Origin of the sequence: Bacillus sp. jun7, from assembly GCF_051034795.1 — a bacterium.
GTDB classification, from domain to species: Bacteria; Bacillota; Bacilli; order Bacillales; family Bacillaceae; genus Bacillus; species Bacillus velezensis.
In genome coordinates this window covers 432364-448512 of sequence record NZ_CP093219.1, presented here as the reverse complement: position 1 = coordinate 448512, position 16149 = coordinate 432364, and the positions used below count along the sequence as shown (strand labels likewise).

The 16149-nt window shown below is 47.4% G+C and carries 1 pseudogene; it reads right to left on the bottom strand.

Annotation, left to right across the window (positions count from 1 at the left end):
* Positions 1 to 23: 23 nt before the first annotated feature.
* Positions 24 to 16115, bottom strand: a pseudogene (bamB, locus tag MJQ52_RS01960) (bacillomycin D non-ribosomal peptide synthetase BamB).
* Positions 16116 to 16149 lie beyond the last annotated feature (34 nt).

Genomic DNA, 16149 nt, shown 5'->3' with positions numbered 1-16149 from the left:
GGGACAGCCGGTACCGGCCGTTTTTAGAAATTCAATTCGATTTCGTTTGCAAAGTGTTCACTTTTATTTACTTTCTCACTTAATTGAATTTCTTTTAAAGGAATCGATGGGTCTTTTATGATCGCCGACAGAATCATGGCGTAATCCTTGCTCAGCGTAGCGATGGTTTTCTGTTTAAACAGCTTCGTGCAGTACTCAAAGCTTCCTTGAATCTCGTGCGGATTCATCACGAAAGTCAGCTGTAAATCAAATTTGGCCGCCGTATTTGTTTGTTCATATGGTCTGACCGCGAGAGAGTCCAATTCGATATCCGTTTGTTCCGTATTTTGCAGAACAAACATCGTATCGAATAACGGATTACGGCTTAAGTCCCGTTTCACTCCCAGTTTCTCAACTAATTCTTCAAAAGGATATTCTTGATTTTCATAAGCTTTCAGCATCGTTTCTTTTGTTTCCGTTACATAGTCCATAAAGGTCTTTTCTCCAGCCGGGGCAGTACGGATGGCCAGCGTATTCACAAACATCCCGATAATATGCTGTAAATCTTCATGCATTCTTCCCGCAATAGGCGTACCGACGACGATATCTTCCTGACCGCTGTATTTGGCCAGCAGTATGTTATAGGCTGACAGCAAGATCATGTAAGCGGTCGATCCGGTCAATTCTTCCATCTGTTTAATCCCCTGGACCACAGTCTCATCGAGAGCGAAATTGTATCGCTTGCCTTCAAAGCTTCGAATTCGCGGTCTGGCAAAATCTTTCGGCAGCTCAAATGGCGGGAGTTCCTCATGAAATACATTCAGCCAATAGTTCTCCTGCCTTTTGATGCGTGCCCTCTGCTCCGCCTGCTGCTGCCATACAGTGTAATCTTTGTATTGAATACGGAGCGGGGTTAATTCTTTGCCGTCATACAATTGAATCAGTTCTTCAACAAAAATATTCATAGAAGCGCCGTCTGAAACGATATGATGCATGTCAAACATGAAAACATGTCTGTCCTGTTCTAATTCGATGAGTCCGGCCCGAAGCAATGGAGCCTGACTGAGATCGAAAGGCCGCACGAAATTGCGGAACAGCTCCTCGACCTGCTTATCAGCTGCTTTGTACCTTTCTATAGAGAAATCCGCCTGCGGCTTGATCACCTGCACCAGCTCTCCCCGGACCATTTCAAATCCGGTTCGTAGCGATTCATGGCGCTGGATCAGACTTTGGAACGCAGATTGTAAACGATTCATGTCCATCCTGCCTTCCAATGTCAAAATCCCCGGCATGTTGTAACTTAGTTCTCCGCCTTCAATTTGTGTAGACAGGTAAACCATCTTTTGTACGGAAGATACAGGATAAACATCTTTGGCTTCTGCAACAGGGATTTCATCCGGTCCGCTGGTTTCCGCGCCCGCAATGACCCTCGCCATTTCTTCAACCGTCGGGTATTGAAACACTTCTCTCAATGAAATGCTTTTGCCGAATTGCTTATGGATCTTGGTAACGAGCGTCATCCCCCGTAACGAATGCCCGCCGAGATCGAAAAAGTTATCTTTGACGCCGACTTGTTCTAACTTCAATACTTCTTTCCAGATGTGAACCAGCTGCTCTTCCGGCTTTGTCCTTGGAGCAACATAGTCAATCCCGGTCTGCAAGCCTGCTTCAGGCAGCGGTAACGCGCTGCGATTCACTTTTCCATTGGAGGTTAACGGCATTTGTTCCAGTTGCATCAGGTATGAAGGAACCATGTAGCCTGGTATTTGATCGGAGAGTTTTTCTTTAAGCTGATTGATCGGCAGTGACTTCTCCCCTGTAAAATAGGCATACAAATCGCTTTGTCCCTCTGCATTTTCTCTGGCCAGGATCACCGCTTCTTGTACATGCTCGATGTTGAGAAGAGCGGCTTCCACCTCGCCAAGTTCGATCCGGTAACCGCGAATTTTGACCTGATGATCCTTTCTTCCGGCATATTCAATGTTCCCAACCGGCAGGTAACGGGCAAGATCGCCTGTTTTATACATCCGCTCTCCGATTACAAACGGATCGGCTACAAACTTTTCACCCGTTAATTCAGGCAAGTTCAGATACCCTCGTCCTACTCCGTCTCCGGCGATGCACAGCTCACCCTTTACACCTATAGGCAGCATCCGGTCATGGGAATCAACAATATACACACGGTTGTTGCCTAGCGGCTTGCCGATCGGCACGTAACCGCCGTCGTCAGCGGATGCCAATGTCTCCGGTACGATATGGAAGACCGATGCATCCACGCAGGTTTCCGTCGGACCGTATACATTGGTTATGAGCGGCATTGATGACCCGTTCGAAGCGAACAATTCAAGCAATTGCGCCACCGTCGCCTGCGGGAGCGCCTCTCCTCCAATAAGCATGTGCCGGATCGTTACCCCATGAAGGCTGTCTGCAGCGATAAGCAATTGCAAATGTGACGGTGTTCCGTCTGTTACGTCAATGCGGTGGGTGCGATAATAGTTTGACAAGGCATAACCGTCTGATACTGATGCTTTAGGGACGATATACAGTGCATGTCCCCCTAACAGTGCCGCGAAAATTTGCTTGACCGATGCGTCGAAATAGTACGGTGCCAACAGAGACACACGCAATCCCGAATCATAAGCACCGTACACTTGTCCGCGGAGCCCCTCCATCAAATGAAGTACCTGGCGATGCTCAATCAGCGTGCCTTTTGGCTTGCCGGTTGTGCCTGATGTGTAAATCACATACGCCAAGTGATCCGGTCCGGCTGCCGTCACCAGATTCGAGCCATCCCCGCTGTTCATTCGTTCGTCATTCAGCAGTAAAATCTCTCCGGCAAAGGATACACGATCTTGTAAATGGGGCTGTGCCAGCAGAACCTTTGCTCCTGAATCCTCCAGAATATAGCGGATGCGTTCCTGCGGGCTGTCCGGATCCATCGGCACATACGCGCCCCCGGCTTTCAGGATCGCCATAATCCCCACGATCATTTCCAGAGAACGTTCTGCCAGAATACCCACAGGCTGGTCAGGCTGCACGCCTTCGCTTCTTAAAATCCGTGCCAGGCGGTTGGCCCGCTCATTCAGCTCACGGTATGTGAATCGGCTTTTCTCGTAAACTGCGGCCGTAAGTTCCGGCGTACGCTCCGCCTGCTCCTCGAACAATTGGTGAATTGTTTTGTCCCTTGGGCAGTCTATTGCCGGTTGGCCCCATCTCTCCACAATCTGCTCTTTCTCCTTCGCGGTGATCATCTCCAGCCATGAAAGCGGCGCCTGCGGATCATTCGCAATCGCCTCGATCAATTGGATAAAGTGCTTTGCCATGCGTTCTGCAGTTTCCTGCTTATACAGCGCTGCCGCGTAACTGATCATACCTGTAATTCCGTCTTCATTTTCTGCCGCTTGGAACGTCAGGTCGAACTTCGCCATCGCATGGTTGTCCGGATAAGGGGTAAAACGCACATCATCGAGGCTCAATTCTCCACGTTCTGTGTTTTGCCATATGAACATCGTGTCAAACAGCGGATGGCGGCTGAAATCCCGGGACACATTCAGCTTGTCCACCAGTTCGTCGAATGGATACTCCTGGTTTTCGTACGCTTTTAATGTATGCTCTTTGACTTCCTGCACGTACTCCCGGAATGTTTTTTCCCCGATCGGTTTCGTTCGTATCGCCAGCGTGCCCACGAACATGCCGATTAAGCTTTCCAAATCCGAATGGGTTCTTCCGGCAATCGGGCTCCCTACTACGATGTCTTCTTGCCCGCTGTATTTGGCAAGCATGGTCGTATAAGCAGCCAGCAGCACCATGTACAGTGTGCTTTCGCTCTTCACCGCCAAGCCTTTCAGCTGTTCCGTCAGCTCCGGTCCGATAACAAACTCGATTTGTCCTCCTTCAAAGCTCCGCGCAGCCGGTCTTCCGTAGTCGGTTGGCATATCCAGCACCGGAACCTCTCCGCTGAACACATCCAGCCAATACGCTTCCTGTTTCTTCATCCGTTCGCTTTGCATATCCGCCAGCTGCCACGCCGCATAATCTTTATACTGAACCCGCAATGGCGGCAATTCTTTTCCTTCATATAATGAAACGAACTCTTCAATCAAATTCTTGATAGATACGCCGTCTGAAATGATATGATGCATGTCAAACAGCAGCAAATGGCGGTCTTTTGCAAGCTCAATCAGTCCTACCCGCAGCAGCGGCGCTTTCTCCAAGTCAAATGCCCGCACAAACCCATGAACGAGGACTTCCGCCTGTTCTTCTTTCGCCTGAGTGAATTCCACTGCAAATGGGACGTCGTCATAAATCCGCTGCACCGGTTCTCCGTCTATCAATTCAAAGCCGGTACGCAGCGTTTCATGGCGCTGAATCAGCTTGCGAATCGCCTTCTCGACAAGTTCCCGATCCAGAGCTCCATCGGCCCTCATGACACTCGGCATGTTGTAGCTCAGCTCTCCGCCTTTCAGCTGATTCAAAATGTACAGCCGTTTTTGCGCCGAGGAGACGGCATAGTATTCTTTTGCGTCAATGGTCGGGATAGATGTATATGCTGTGTGTTTCATTCCGGTAATCGTTTCTGCCATTTCTTCAATTGTTGGTGACCGGAACACTTCCCGCAGCGGCAGGCTGACCCCCATCTCTTTGTGCAGCTTCGCCGTCAGAGTCGTTGCCCGCAGCGAGTGACCGCCGATGTCGAAGAAGTTATCTTTCACGCCGATACGCGGAAGTCCAAGCACCTCTTTCCAGATATGCGCCACCTGCGCTTCCGCCGCTGTACGGGGAGCAACGTATTCGCCCCCTGTTTGCACGCCTCCTTCTGGTGCTGGCAATGCTTTGCGGTCGACTTTTCCGTTTGCCGTGAGCGGAATCGATTCAACAAAAGCCCATTTCACGGGAATCATATAGTCAGGAAGGTTTTTGGCCAGATCTTTCCGTAATGCTGAAGGATCAGTCGCTTTTGAGACGCTGCAGTACGCGCACAATTCATTTTCACCCAAAGCGTTTTTTTGAATAAGGACGGCTGCTTCTCTCACCGCCGGGTGATTGGCCAATATGACCTCAACTTCTTTCGGTTCGATCCGGTAGCCCCTTATTTTCGCCTGATCATCAATGCGGCCGATGTATTCGATTTGCCCGTCCTCACGCAGCCTTGCCAAATCTCCGGTGCGGTACATAACGGCTCCCTCTCTGAACGGATCAGGCAAAAATTTCTCTCCCGTTAAAGCCGGGTTATTCGCATAGCCTCTCCCGGTATTTGCTCCGGAAATATACAGTTCTCCCGCAATGCCCAAGGGCTGAAGCTGTTTGTTCTTGCTGATGACATACATATTGTTATGGCATATCGGTTTTCCGATCGGCGGAAATTCAGGAATATCATCTCCCGGTTGAATGGTATACGTCGACACCACATGAGTTTCTGACGGACCGTAATGATTGTGCAAATGCAAGCCGTGGGTGCGGAGCACTTGCTGAAATAAACGGGATACTGTCAATTGTTCTCCTGCTGTAATCAAATGCTTCACACAGCGCGGAAATGAATATGCATAGCTCTCTTCGCTAAAAAGCATTTTGGCAAAAGCAGTCGGGAAAAAGACGATGTCCGTCTGATGTTTATTAATAAACGAAAACAGCTGAGCCGCGTCCCGCTTTATTGATTCAGGCACGATGTGGAGTGTGCCGCCGCTGAGCAGGGCTGAAAACAGCTCTTGATAGCAGACATCAAATGCCGGAGATGCGTATTGAAGCACATTGGTTTTGAAATCGATGCCTGAGTTTGTAAATTGGTCATACAGCAAATTGGCCATATTTCTATGTTCAAGCAGCACACCCTTCGGTTTCCCCGTCGTTCCTGATGTATAAATAACGTAAAGCAGATCCTCCGCCGTGTTTATCGTCTGCACATTGCTCCCGTCCGGTTCTGTCACCGCTTCTTCTATGAATGTGACAATCTGCGTTGCTGCCTCGGGGACTGACCGGTCTTTCTCTGTTACAACATGAGTGCAACTGCTGTTTTCAATGATATAGCGGATTCGTTCGGAAGGATGGCTCGGATCAATCGGAACAATGGCACCGCCCGCTTTTAAAATGCCTAAAACAGCAATCGCTAATGATGGTGAACGCCCGGCGATCACAGCCACCGGCTCCTGATGCTTCACACCTCGCTTACGGAGAATCCGCGCCAGTTTATTGGCCGTTTCGTTCAGCTCTTTGTAAGAAATCTCCGCCCCTTCGTATTGAACTGCGATTTCTTGCGGCGTTTGTGCCGCCTGGCGTTCAAACATAGTATGAATCGTTTCGTATTCAGGCTTCTCTGTTCCCCCGGAAAGCGGAGTGAGCAGCTGTTCTTTTTCTTGCTGCGTCAGAAGTTCCATTCCTTCTATTTTGACAGACGGCTGCTGCAAAATTTGGTGAATGAGCTGTTCAAAATGTCCGCGAATCCGCTCTGCCTCTGATTGTCCATATTCATTTTGGTTGAAATCAAAATGAACGGTGAGTTGTTCGCCAGGGATGACAACTACATTAAAATCGTAATGGGTATGTTCTTCTATATGGAAATTCACGATATTTAAATCCGCAGCATCATGGCCCTTTTCGACTTGCTGCTCTATCGGATAATTTTCAAAGATCAGTATATGATCAATTAAGTTTTGCTTTTGTTCCGTTTGGGCCTGAATTTCGTATAAAGGATAGGTATCGTATGATTGGGAAGCCAGAGCGTTTTGTTGAACCATTTGCATCATATCAGCAAAAGTGCTGTCCTCATCGCAGCGGATGCGAACCGGAATGGTATTGATGAACAGGCCGATCATCTGTTCTACATCAGGAATTTCCGCCGGCCTTCCCGACACGACACTGCCGAAGATAACGTCTGCGGACCCGCTGTATTTCTGTAATAAAACTCCCCATAACGTTTGGATCAACGTATTTAATGTAACCTGATGCTGATTTGCGATCTGCTGTAATTGTTTTGTCTGTTCGTGATCAAATCGGCAGATCACATTGGCATAGGCGTATTCTTTTTGTTCATGCTGCTCTATTTTATGAAGAAGCGTGGTTTCACCTGTATATCCTTCAAGATACCCGCTCCAGTACCGCTTTGCCGCTCCCTGATCTTGGCGGTCAAGCCACTCGATATAGTCGCTGTAAGGAGCTGCCGATGACGGTTCTGGTTCCCTGCCTTCCTGTAAGGCGCGATAATGATCAAACACTTCCTTCGTGATAAGAGACAGGCACCAGCCATCCATCACAATATGATGGAAGCTCCAAATCAAATGATATTTGCGGTCTTCCATACGGAAAATCGCTATACGCATCAGCGGACCCCGAGCCAAGTCAAATCCTTTTGCCTTATCTTCTCTTTGATAGGCTGCGATTGCATCCTCTCTCAGGTGCTCCTCTATATCACGCAAATCTGCAAAATGAATTTGCGGTTTTTGCGTTTTATAGACAATTTGTAAAGGAGTATCGTTCCAGCCGCTGTAAAAACGGGTTCTGAGCACGGCGTATGTTTCAAATAATCGTTCAAGGCTTGCTTTAAACCAATCAATCTTTAATTCTCCCTGCAAATCGAACGATGCTTGTTCAAAATAAGAACTTGAGGCCTCGTCCAGCAGGCTGTGGAAGAGCATTCCTTTCTGCATCGGAGTGAGCGGATACACGTTTTCAACCTCACCTGCATGCGGCAGTTGAATGAGGAGCTGATCCAATTCGTCAATGGACATGCCTTTTAACAAAATATCGCTTGGCGTCAGTTCCGATTGTTCTTTATGAACGCAATGCGTAATGATTGTCCGCAGGCGGCTTTGAATCGTTTCCGATAACCGCATGATCGTTTCTTTTGCGTACTGTTTGCTGCTGTAGCTGATCGTAAGCTTCAGCCGGCAGTCGGTGATCATTCCGTTTATATTCAATACATACGGTCTTTCTTGATCTCCGCTTGAGTCTGAACCGCAAGAATAAGAAGATAATTGAACCCCATGCTGCTGTAAATCTTGGTCAAACTGTCCCAGGTAGTTAAAGCTGATCTCAGGATTGAGTTTCGATGGCATTCCGCCGCTTAAGTACCTTGCTATTCCATATCCGATCCCTTTATGCGGAATTTGGCGCAATCCTTCTTTGGTCGTCTTGATATAATCAGAGATCTCTTTGCCCGGATGCGCGTGCAGCACAACCGGATACAGACTTGTAAACCACCCGACCGTGCGGGAGATATCTATATCTTGTATAATCTGTTCTCGGCCGTGTCCCTCTAAATGAATCGGAATTTGTTCCAGTCCTGACCAATGCGATATGGAAAGACCCAGAGAAGTTAAGAGCAAATCGTTTATTTCCGTGTTATAAGCGCGATTCGCTTGTTTTAATAGCAGCTCCGTTTCCTCTTTCGTCCATTCCACAGTTGCTGTTTCACTGTCTTTTGCAGTTGTATGGGTTTCATGAAAATCTTTAGGCAGCGGTTTGACTTCGGTTTGTTCGATCTTTGTCCAATATTCCTGTTCCTGTTTTATGGTTTCACTTTGCGCATATTCTGAAAGTCTCTTAGCCCATAATTGGAAAGAGTCTGTTTTTTGCGGCAGTTGAATCACTCGCCCGTTCTCGGCTTGCTTGTAGCCGCTAACGATATCTTCCAGTAAAATGCGCCATGAAATCCCGTCTATAATCAAATGATGGATGGCAATGAGCAGATGATCTCCATTTGCGCATTGAAACAACCCGGCTTTCATTAACGGCCCATCACTTAAACGCATACTGCTTTGTATCTCATCAGCTTTGGCTTCAATTGTCCGTCCCGGATCGGAATCTTCTTTCAGATTCAGGACGTCTAAGCGGTACAGTCCGCTTTGGGCGATTTCTTCATTCTGTGCCTCGCAGCCATTTTCCGTAGTCCGGAACGTCATGCGGAGCGCATCGTGATGTTCAGCAAGCTTTTGCAGGGTTTGACGAAGCTGCGTTTCCTGAAAACCTTCCGGCGCATGCAGCATGACGGCTTGATTATAATAATGCTGATCTGTCGTTATGTGATCAAAGAACCAATGCTGAATAGGAGTCAGGCTGACTTTTCCTTTGACCTCACCTTGATCGGCTATACGCAGATTCTGCTTGATATGCGGACTCAATTCTGCAATTGTTGCATATTGAAACAAGTCTTTGATTTCCATTTTGTATCCTTGCTGATTTAATCTGGAGGATACTTGAATGGATTTAATGGAATCTCCGCCAAGGTCAAAGAAATTATCAAGAATACTGACGTTTTCAGCGCCTAATACCGATTCCCAGGCAGAAACTAATATTTCTTCCGCTTTTGTTCGGGGAGCTTTATACTCTGCTCTGTCCTGCAGCTCGAAATCCGGAGCCGGCAGCCCTTTTTTGTTTATTTTTCCGTTAGAAGTTAAAGGCATTTCATCAAGCTCGATAAAATAAGCCGGAACCATATAACTTGCAAGGGTATGAGACAATTGTTTCCGGAGCCGGGCAGCCGTTGTTTGCCCGCCGCTTACGTAATATGCACACAATTGTTTAAACCCGTGGACATCCTCTCTGGCTGTAACGACAGCTTCCTTGATCGCTTCTTCTTGAAGCAGTGCCGCCTCGATCTCGCCTAATTCGATACGATAGCCTCTGATTTTCACTTGTTCATCTATTCTGCCCGCATATTCAATGTTTCCGTCCGCCAGCCACTTCGCCAAATCTCCGGTCTTATACATCTTCGCTCCGGGTTCAAACGGGTCATCGACAAATTTCTCTGCCGTTAATTCGGGACGATTCAAATATCCTCTTGCCACACCGGCGCCGCTGATATAGATTTCTCCCGGCACTCCGATCGGTGCGGGTTTCATATTCTCATCAAGAACGTAAATGCTCGTGTTTGCCGCAGCGGTTCCGATCGGTACCGATTCCCGTCTGTCCTTTGCGGCATCATAACGGTAAATCATGCAGCCGACAACGGTTTCCGTCGGTCCGTACTCATTGCATATTTCAACCCGGCCTTCGAACTGTTCATGAATGCTGCGGGCTAACCGGGTGCTTAAGTTTTCCCCGCCCACAATCATTCTTCGGACAGCCGTTTGATCGGCAATGTTCATTTCTTTCAAAACCTGCAAATGGGCCGGAGTCAATTTAATGATATCCACCCTCGGGTCCCTCACAATCGATTCAAGCAGAGCTGTTTTATCTTCTCCGTCATAGACGATGATTGCATTTCCTGTGACAAGCGGCGTGAAAATAGAAGTCACCGTCAGATCAAAAGAAATTGACGAATACAATGGGAAGTTGGCTTTCTCGCCTTTTACATAAACCTCTTTCGCCCACCAAATATAATTGGTCAAGCCTTGGTGCTCGATTAGTACGCCTTTTGGCCGGCCTGTGGAACCTGACGTATAAATGACATATGCCAAATGGCTCACATCATTTATCGGAGCAAGGTCAGAGCCATCTTGGTGATAAGAACTTTCATCATCAAGTAAAACCGTGACGCCTTCATAGGCGAGCTGTTTCCTGACGTCCCGCTGCATTAAAACGATTCCGGCTTGGGAGTCATCCAGCATATACCGGATGCGGTCTTGCGGATATTCCGGATCTATAGGGACATAGGCTCCGCCTGATTTTAAAACGGCAAGGATTCCGACCACCGATTCGATGCTGTTTCTTGTGATGATGGCTACAGGCTGATCCGTCTGGACTCCTTTCGCTCTTAACGTTCGCGCCAGTCGGTTGGCCCGCTTATTGAGCTCTCCGTAAGTGAGCTGCCTGTCCTTATCAATGACGGCTGCTTGATCGGGCGTACGCTGCGATTGCTCTTCAAATAATTGATGAACCGGCGTCTGCGGAAACGGCGCGGCCGTGTCGTTAAGCGTCTGCAGAAGGGTTCTTCTTTCGCCTTCCGTTAACAATTCCGCTTGATCCACCCGGATATCCGCATCTGTCACGACTTGATGCAGGATTTGCATGAAATGTTCCCGAACCCGCTCTATGCTTGCCCGATCATACACATTTGCATTGTATTCAAAAGAGATGGTCATCTCGTCGCCCGGTATAACGGTCAAATTAAAATCGTAGTTGGTCTGTTCTTCCATTTGTACGTTGGAGATCGTGATGGATGTTCCGTTCTGGCGGCCTATGCTTTCCATATACTGATCAACCGGATAATTTTCGAATATCATTAAATGTGTAATTAAATCTTGTTTTTGCGTTGTACGCGCTTGAATATCGTACAGCGGGTGCGTCTCAAATTGTTGAGACGCTACAGCCCTTTCCTGCGCCTCTTTCATAAGCTCGGCAAACGTTGTCCCGGCTTCGCACCGGAACCGGACGGGAATGGTGTTAATGAATAAGCCGATCATGGTTTCCACGTTTGGAATTCCAGCAGGTCTTCCGGATACAACACTTCCAAACACAACGTCCCGGCTGCGGTTATATTTCTGCAGCAAAACCGCCCATGCCGTCTGCAGCAGCGTGTTCAGCGTGACATGATGCTCGCCTGCCGTCCGCTTCATTTTTGAAGTGAGATCGGAGCTTATGTCACACGTCACTTTTTCAGGAACGTATCGTCCGTCTTCCGCTGCATGGTGATCCTTAGGAAGGCCGGTTTGCTCCTCATATCCCTCTAAGTATTGATCCCAATAAGCCGTGGCCTTTTTCGCATCTTGCCGGCCGAGCCATTCAATATATTGACTGTACGGAGTAATTGATGATTGTTCAGGCTGCTTTTGCTGAAGCAAGGCAAAGTAATTCTCGAATATTTCTTTTGTAATCAGCGGCAGGCACCAGCCGTCCATCAAAATATGGTGGAAGCTCCAGATAAAACGGTATGTCTTTTCATCCGTACGAAGGATGAATAGCCGCATTAACGTGCCTTTTTCTAAGTCGAACCCCCGCATCTTATCTTCTCTGGCATACTGCTGAATCATCGCTTCTTTTTGTGATTCCTTCATCTCTCGTATGTCATTGAATTGAAAACCGATTTTTTTCGTTTTGAATATAATTTGGAGCGGCTGATCCTTCCAGCCTCTGTAAAAATTCGTGCGGAAAATATCATATTTTTGCGATAAGCCGTCCAAGCTTTTTGAAAATGAATCAATCTCCAGATCTCCATGCAGATCAAACATCGTTTGCTGAAAATAAGCACCTGAATTCGGATCAAATAAGCTGTGAAACAGCATGCCCTTCTGCATCGGCGTTAATGGATAAATATTTTCCGCTTCGCCTAATTCACGCGTCTGCTCCAAAAGCTGTTCCAGTTCGTCGATTGAGATATCTTTTAACAGGATGTCACTTGGTGTGAGAGAAGTCTGGCTGCCGGCTTACGCAATGCGCAATGACTTCTTGCAGACTTTCTTTCAACCCCCGGGCAAATTGCGCCATAGTAGATCTTTCGTATTGTTTGCGCTGTAGCTCAGTGTCAGTGATAATGTCCCTTCGGCAATCATGCCGTTCAAATCAAGCACGGCCGTTCTCTCTTGGTTTTCGTTCATCGATAACCCTGTGGAATATGGCGATATGCGCAAAGCCTGATGCTTCAGGTCTTGGTCAAATTGTCCCAAATAGTTAAACGATATCTCCGTATTCAGCTGCAGGCTGTCGGCTTCCGGGTGCCCGGATATATATTTGATGATGCTGTAATTCATTCCTTTATCAGGGATGCGGCGCAGCCCTTCTTTCACGATCTTGATTCGCTGCGACAGGTCTTTTCCGGCTTCCATCCTCAGGACGACAGGGTACTGGCTTGTGAACCATCCTATCGTGCGGGAAATGTCAGCATCCGGAATAATCGGTTCTCTCCCGTGGCCTTCCAAATTCACGACAATGTCTTCCGTGCCTGTCCACTTGTGAACGGCCAGCCCTAACGAAGTCAGCAGCAGATCGTTGATATCCGTGTTGTAGGCGCGGTTCGCTTGTTTTAATAATTGCTCCGTTTCCTCTTTTGTCCATTGAATCGTCACTTCTTCGCTGTCACTTAATAACGATCCTTCGCTGATAGTGTCCTTAGGCAATGGCTGAGGCTTTATGCTTGAAAGCTCAGTCCAATAAGCAATCTCCTCTTTCATGTCGGTTTCCGCTGCATGCTTGGACAATTGATCGGCCCAGAATGGAAACGAATCTGTTTTTTGCGGGAGCTGGATCGTTTGTCCGCGTTCTGCCTGCTCATAACCGCTTGCAAAATCTTCGAGCAAAATACGCCAGGATACTCCGTCAATCAGCAAATGATGAATTGCAATCAGCAAATGATCTCCGTCCGGACATTGGAACAAACCGAGCTTCATCAATGGCCCTTTGTCTAATACCATGCTGCTTTGAATCTCATTCGCTTTATCGGCAATCGCTTGAGCCGGATCGGTTTCCCCTTTATAATTCATCACTTCCAGATGGTATAGTTCACTTTCATCTGTTCCTGTAATTCGCGGAGCGTATCCATCCGGCGTTTTTTCAAAAATCATCCTCAAGGCATCGTGATGCGACGCGATCTGTTCCATCGTCCGGCGAAGCGGAGCCTCTTTAAAGCTTTCCGCCGAATATAACATGACGGCCTGATTGTAATGGTGTGCATGCGGCATGTTTTGTTCAAAAAACCAATGCTGAATCGGGGTCAGCTTGGTTCCGCCATTCACTTCTCCTTGATCAGCCACCCTGCTGACCGGCGCTACAAACTGACTAAGTTCAGCAATCGAGGGGTGTTTAAACAAATGCTTCATATCAACCTTGTATCCGGCTTGATACAATCTGGATGACACCTGAATTGACTTAATCGAATCTCCGCCAAAATCAAAGAAATTATCCAGAATTCCTATACGTTCTGCCCCTAATACTTCTTGCCAGATAGACGCCAGCAGTTCTTCTATTGTGTTCCGCGGGGCTATGTATTCGTATTCCGCCCGCGTATTTTCGTCAGCAGCAGGCAAAGCTTTCAGATCAATCTTCCCATTGGAAGTGAGCGGAATGCGTTCCAATGGGATAAAGCGGGAGGGAATCATATAATTCGGCAGTTCCCGGGATAATTCTTTTCTGAACTGCGCAGCGGTCAAAGAAGGCTCGCCGACATAATAGGCATACAATTGTTTGGCCCCGTCTGCGTCTTCCCGCGCGACGACTGCGGCTTCACGAACGTTTTCCAGATTGAACATGGCTGCCTCTACCTCGCCGATCTCAATCCGGTAGCCGCGAATTTTCACTTGATGATCAATCCGCCCTAAATATTCGATTCTTCCATCCGGCAGCCATCTGGCGAGATCACCCGTTTTATACATCTTTTGACCAGGGACATGCAGATGCTCCACAAATTTTTCCTCCGTCAATTCAGGACGATTGAGGTAGCCGCGGGCCACTCCCGCTCCTCCGACATACAGCTCTCCCGGTACGCCGATCGGCTGGATTTGATGGTGCGCTCCTAAAATATAAGCTTGATGGTTGGCCACCGGGCTGCCGATTGTGATCTGTTCATCAGCGGACTGAACAGGGTGAAATGTAGATACCACGCTGTTTTCTGTCGGTCCGTATTCATTATTGATCCGAATGCGAGGCTGCAGAGAATGCAGCTTCTCAACTGTATCTGTTTCCAGCTGCTCACCGCCTACAACAACATGCTGAACATGGATGAAGTCCTCTGTGTTCATCTGTTCGATCATCGTTTTCAGAAGACGGGGAGAAGTTGAGAAATGAGTAATTCTCTCTTGTTTTATGGCATTTTGAATGGCGAAAGTTTCTTTATTCTCTTCATTAGGCAATAGGTGCAAAGTTGCCCCCGAGATGAGCGGGCCGAAGAAATTTAAAATGAACGCATCAAAAACATACGGGTACAAGACAAGCACGCGATCCGCCGGAGAATGCTTAAAAAACGCCTTCTTCCATTGGAGCGAATTCACAATGCCGCCGTGTTCAACCATGACTCCTTTCGGCTTTCCTGTTGTACCCGACGTATAAATGACATAGGCTAAATGGCTGTGTCCCGCTACTGGTGATAACAATGAGCTATCGGCATGGTATGATGTTTCATCATTCAAATCAATCACCGGGCCGTCAAAGGTGAGACTGTTTTTTAAATGACGCTGAACAAGGAGAACGTCTGCATCCGCATCATGAAGCAAATATTGAAGCCGCTCTTTTGGATATTCAGGATCCAGGGGCACATAAGCGCCCCCTGCCTTCCAAACGGCTATAATGGATACGATCATCTCTAATGAACGATCGGCGAGAATGGCGACTAACGTATCAGGTTGAACCCCGCAATTACGCAATGTTCTTGCCAAACGGTTCGCCTTCTCATTCAGTTCCCTGTACGTCAAATGGTCGTTTTTAAACTTGACGGCCGCATGCTCAGGTGTTCTTTCTGTTTGCTCTTCAAATAATTGATAGACTGTTCTGCTCCCGGAGAAATCTCTGACGGTATCGTTAAAATCAAACAATAGCTTCTGTTTTTCCGCTTCCGGTAAGATCTCTGCCGTATGGATCGCGGCTTGAGGCTGAAACAGGATCACAGACAGCAGCTGATCCAAATGGGATACAATTTGATTGATATAGCGCTCATCGTACAGGTTGCCGTTATAAAAAAGCTTCAAATGAATCCCGTTGTTCTCCAAATCAAAGTGAAACAGCGTATCGGCTGCAGTATCTTCTTTAAATTGCAAGGAATGAATTTCGTTAAGCGAAACGACGGTATGAATCAACGGCAGATGCTCGTCATTGTATTGCACGCTCAGATGCTGAACCATTTTTCTAAACGGCAGGTTTTGATTTTTCAGAGAATCATTAACGGCTTCTTTCAGCTGTCCGAATACGGTTTTAAATGTACTCTCGTTTGAAAGCGTATTTTTTAAGAGGACAATGTTGTTAACGGCTGACTGGCCGGATTTTTGCTTCGATACCGTCGGAATGCCAAGAATCAGGCTCGTTTGATCCGTATATTTATATAACAAGCATTCAATACCCGCCAATAAAATCAGATAGGCCGCCATATCGGAATGATTCGCCATTGTCATGATTCTTTGAGATACTTCCGGAGATAAGGAACGGCAGATGCATTTTTCCTGGTAGCCGGTACGGGCCAACGACGCTTTATCCGCTGCTTTAAAGTAAGGGAATGCGCTTAGTCCGTCTTCTTCATCAAACAGGTTTTCCCAGTACGTTTCTTGGTTTTTAAATACCGACATTGGAGCACCTCATTTTATATAATTTAAAGAAATA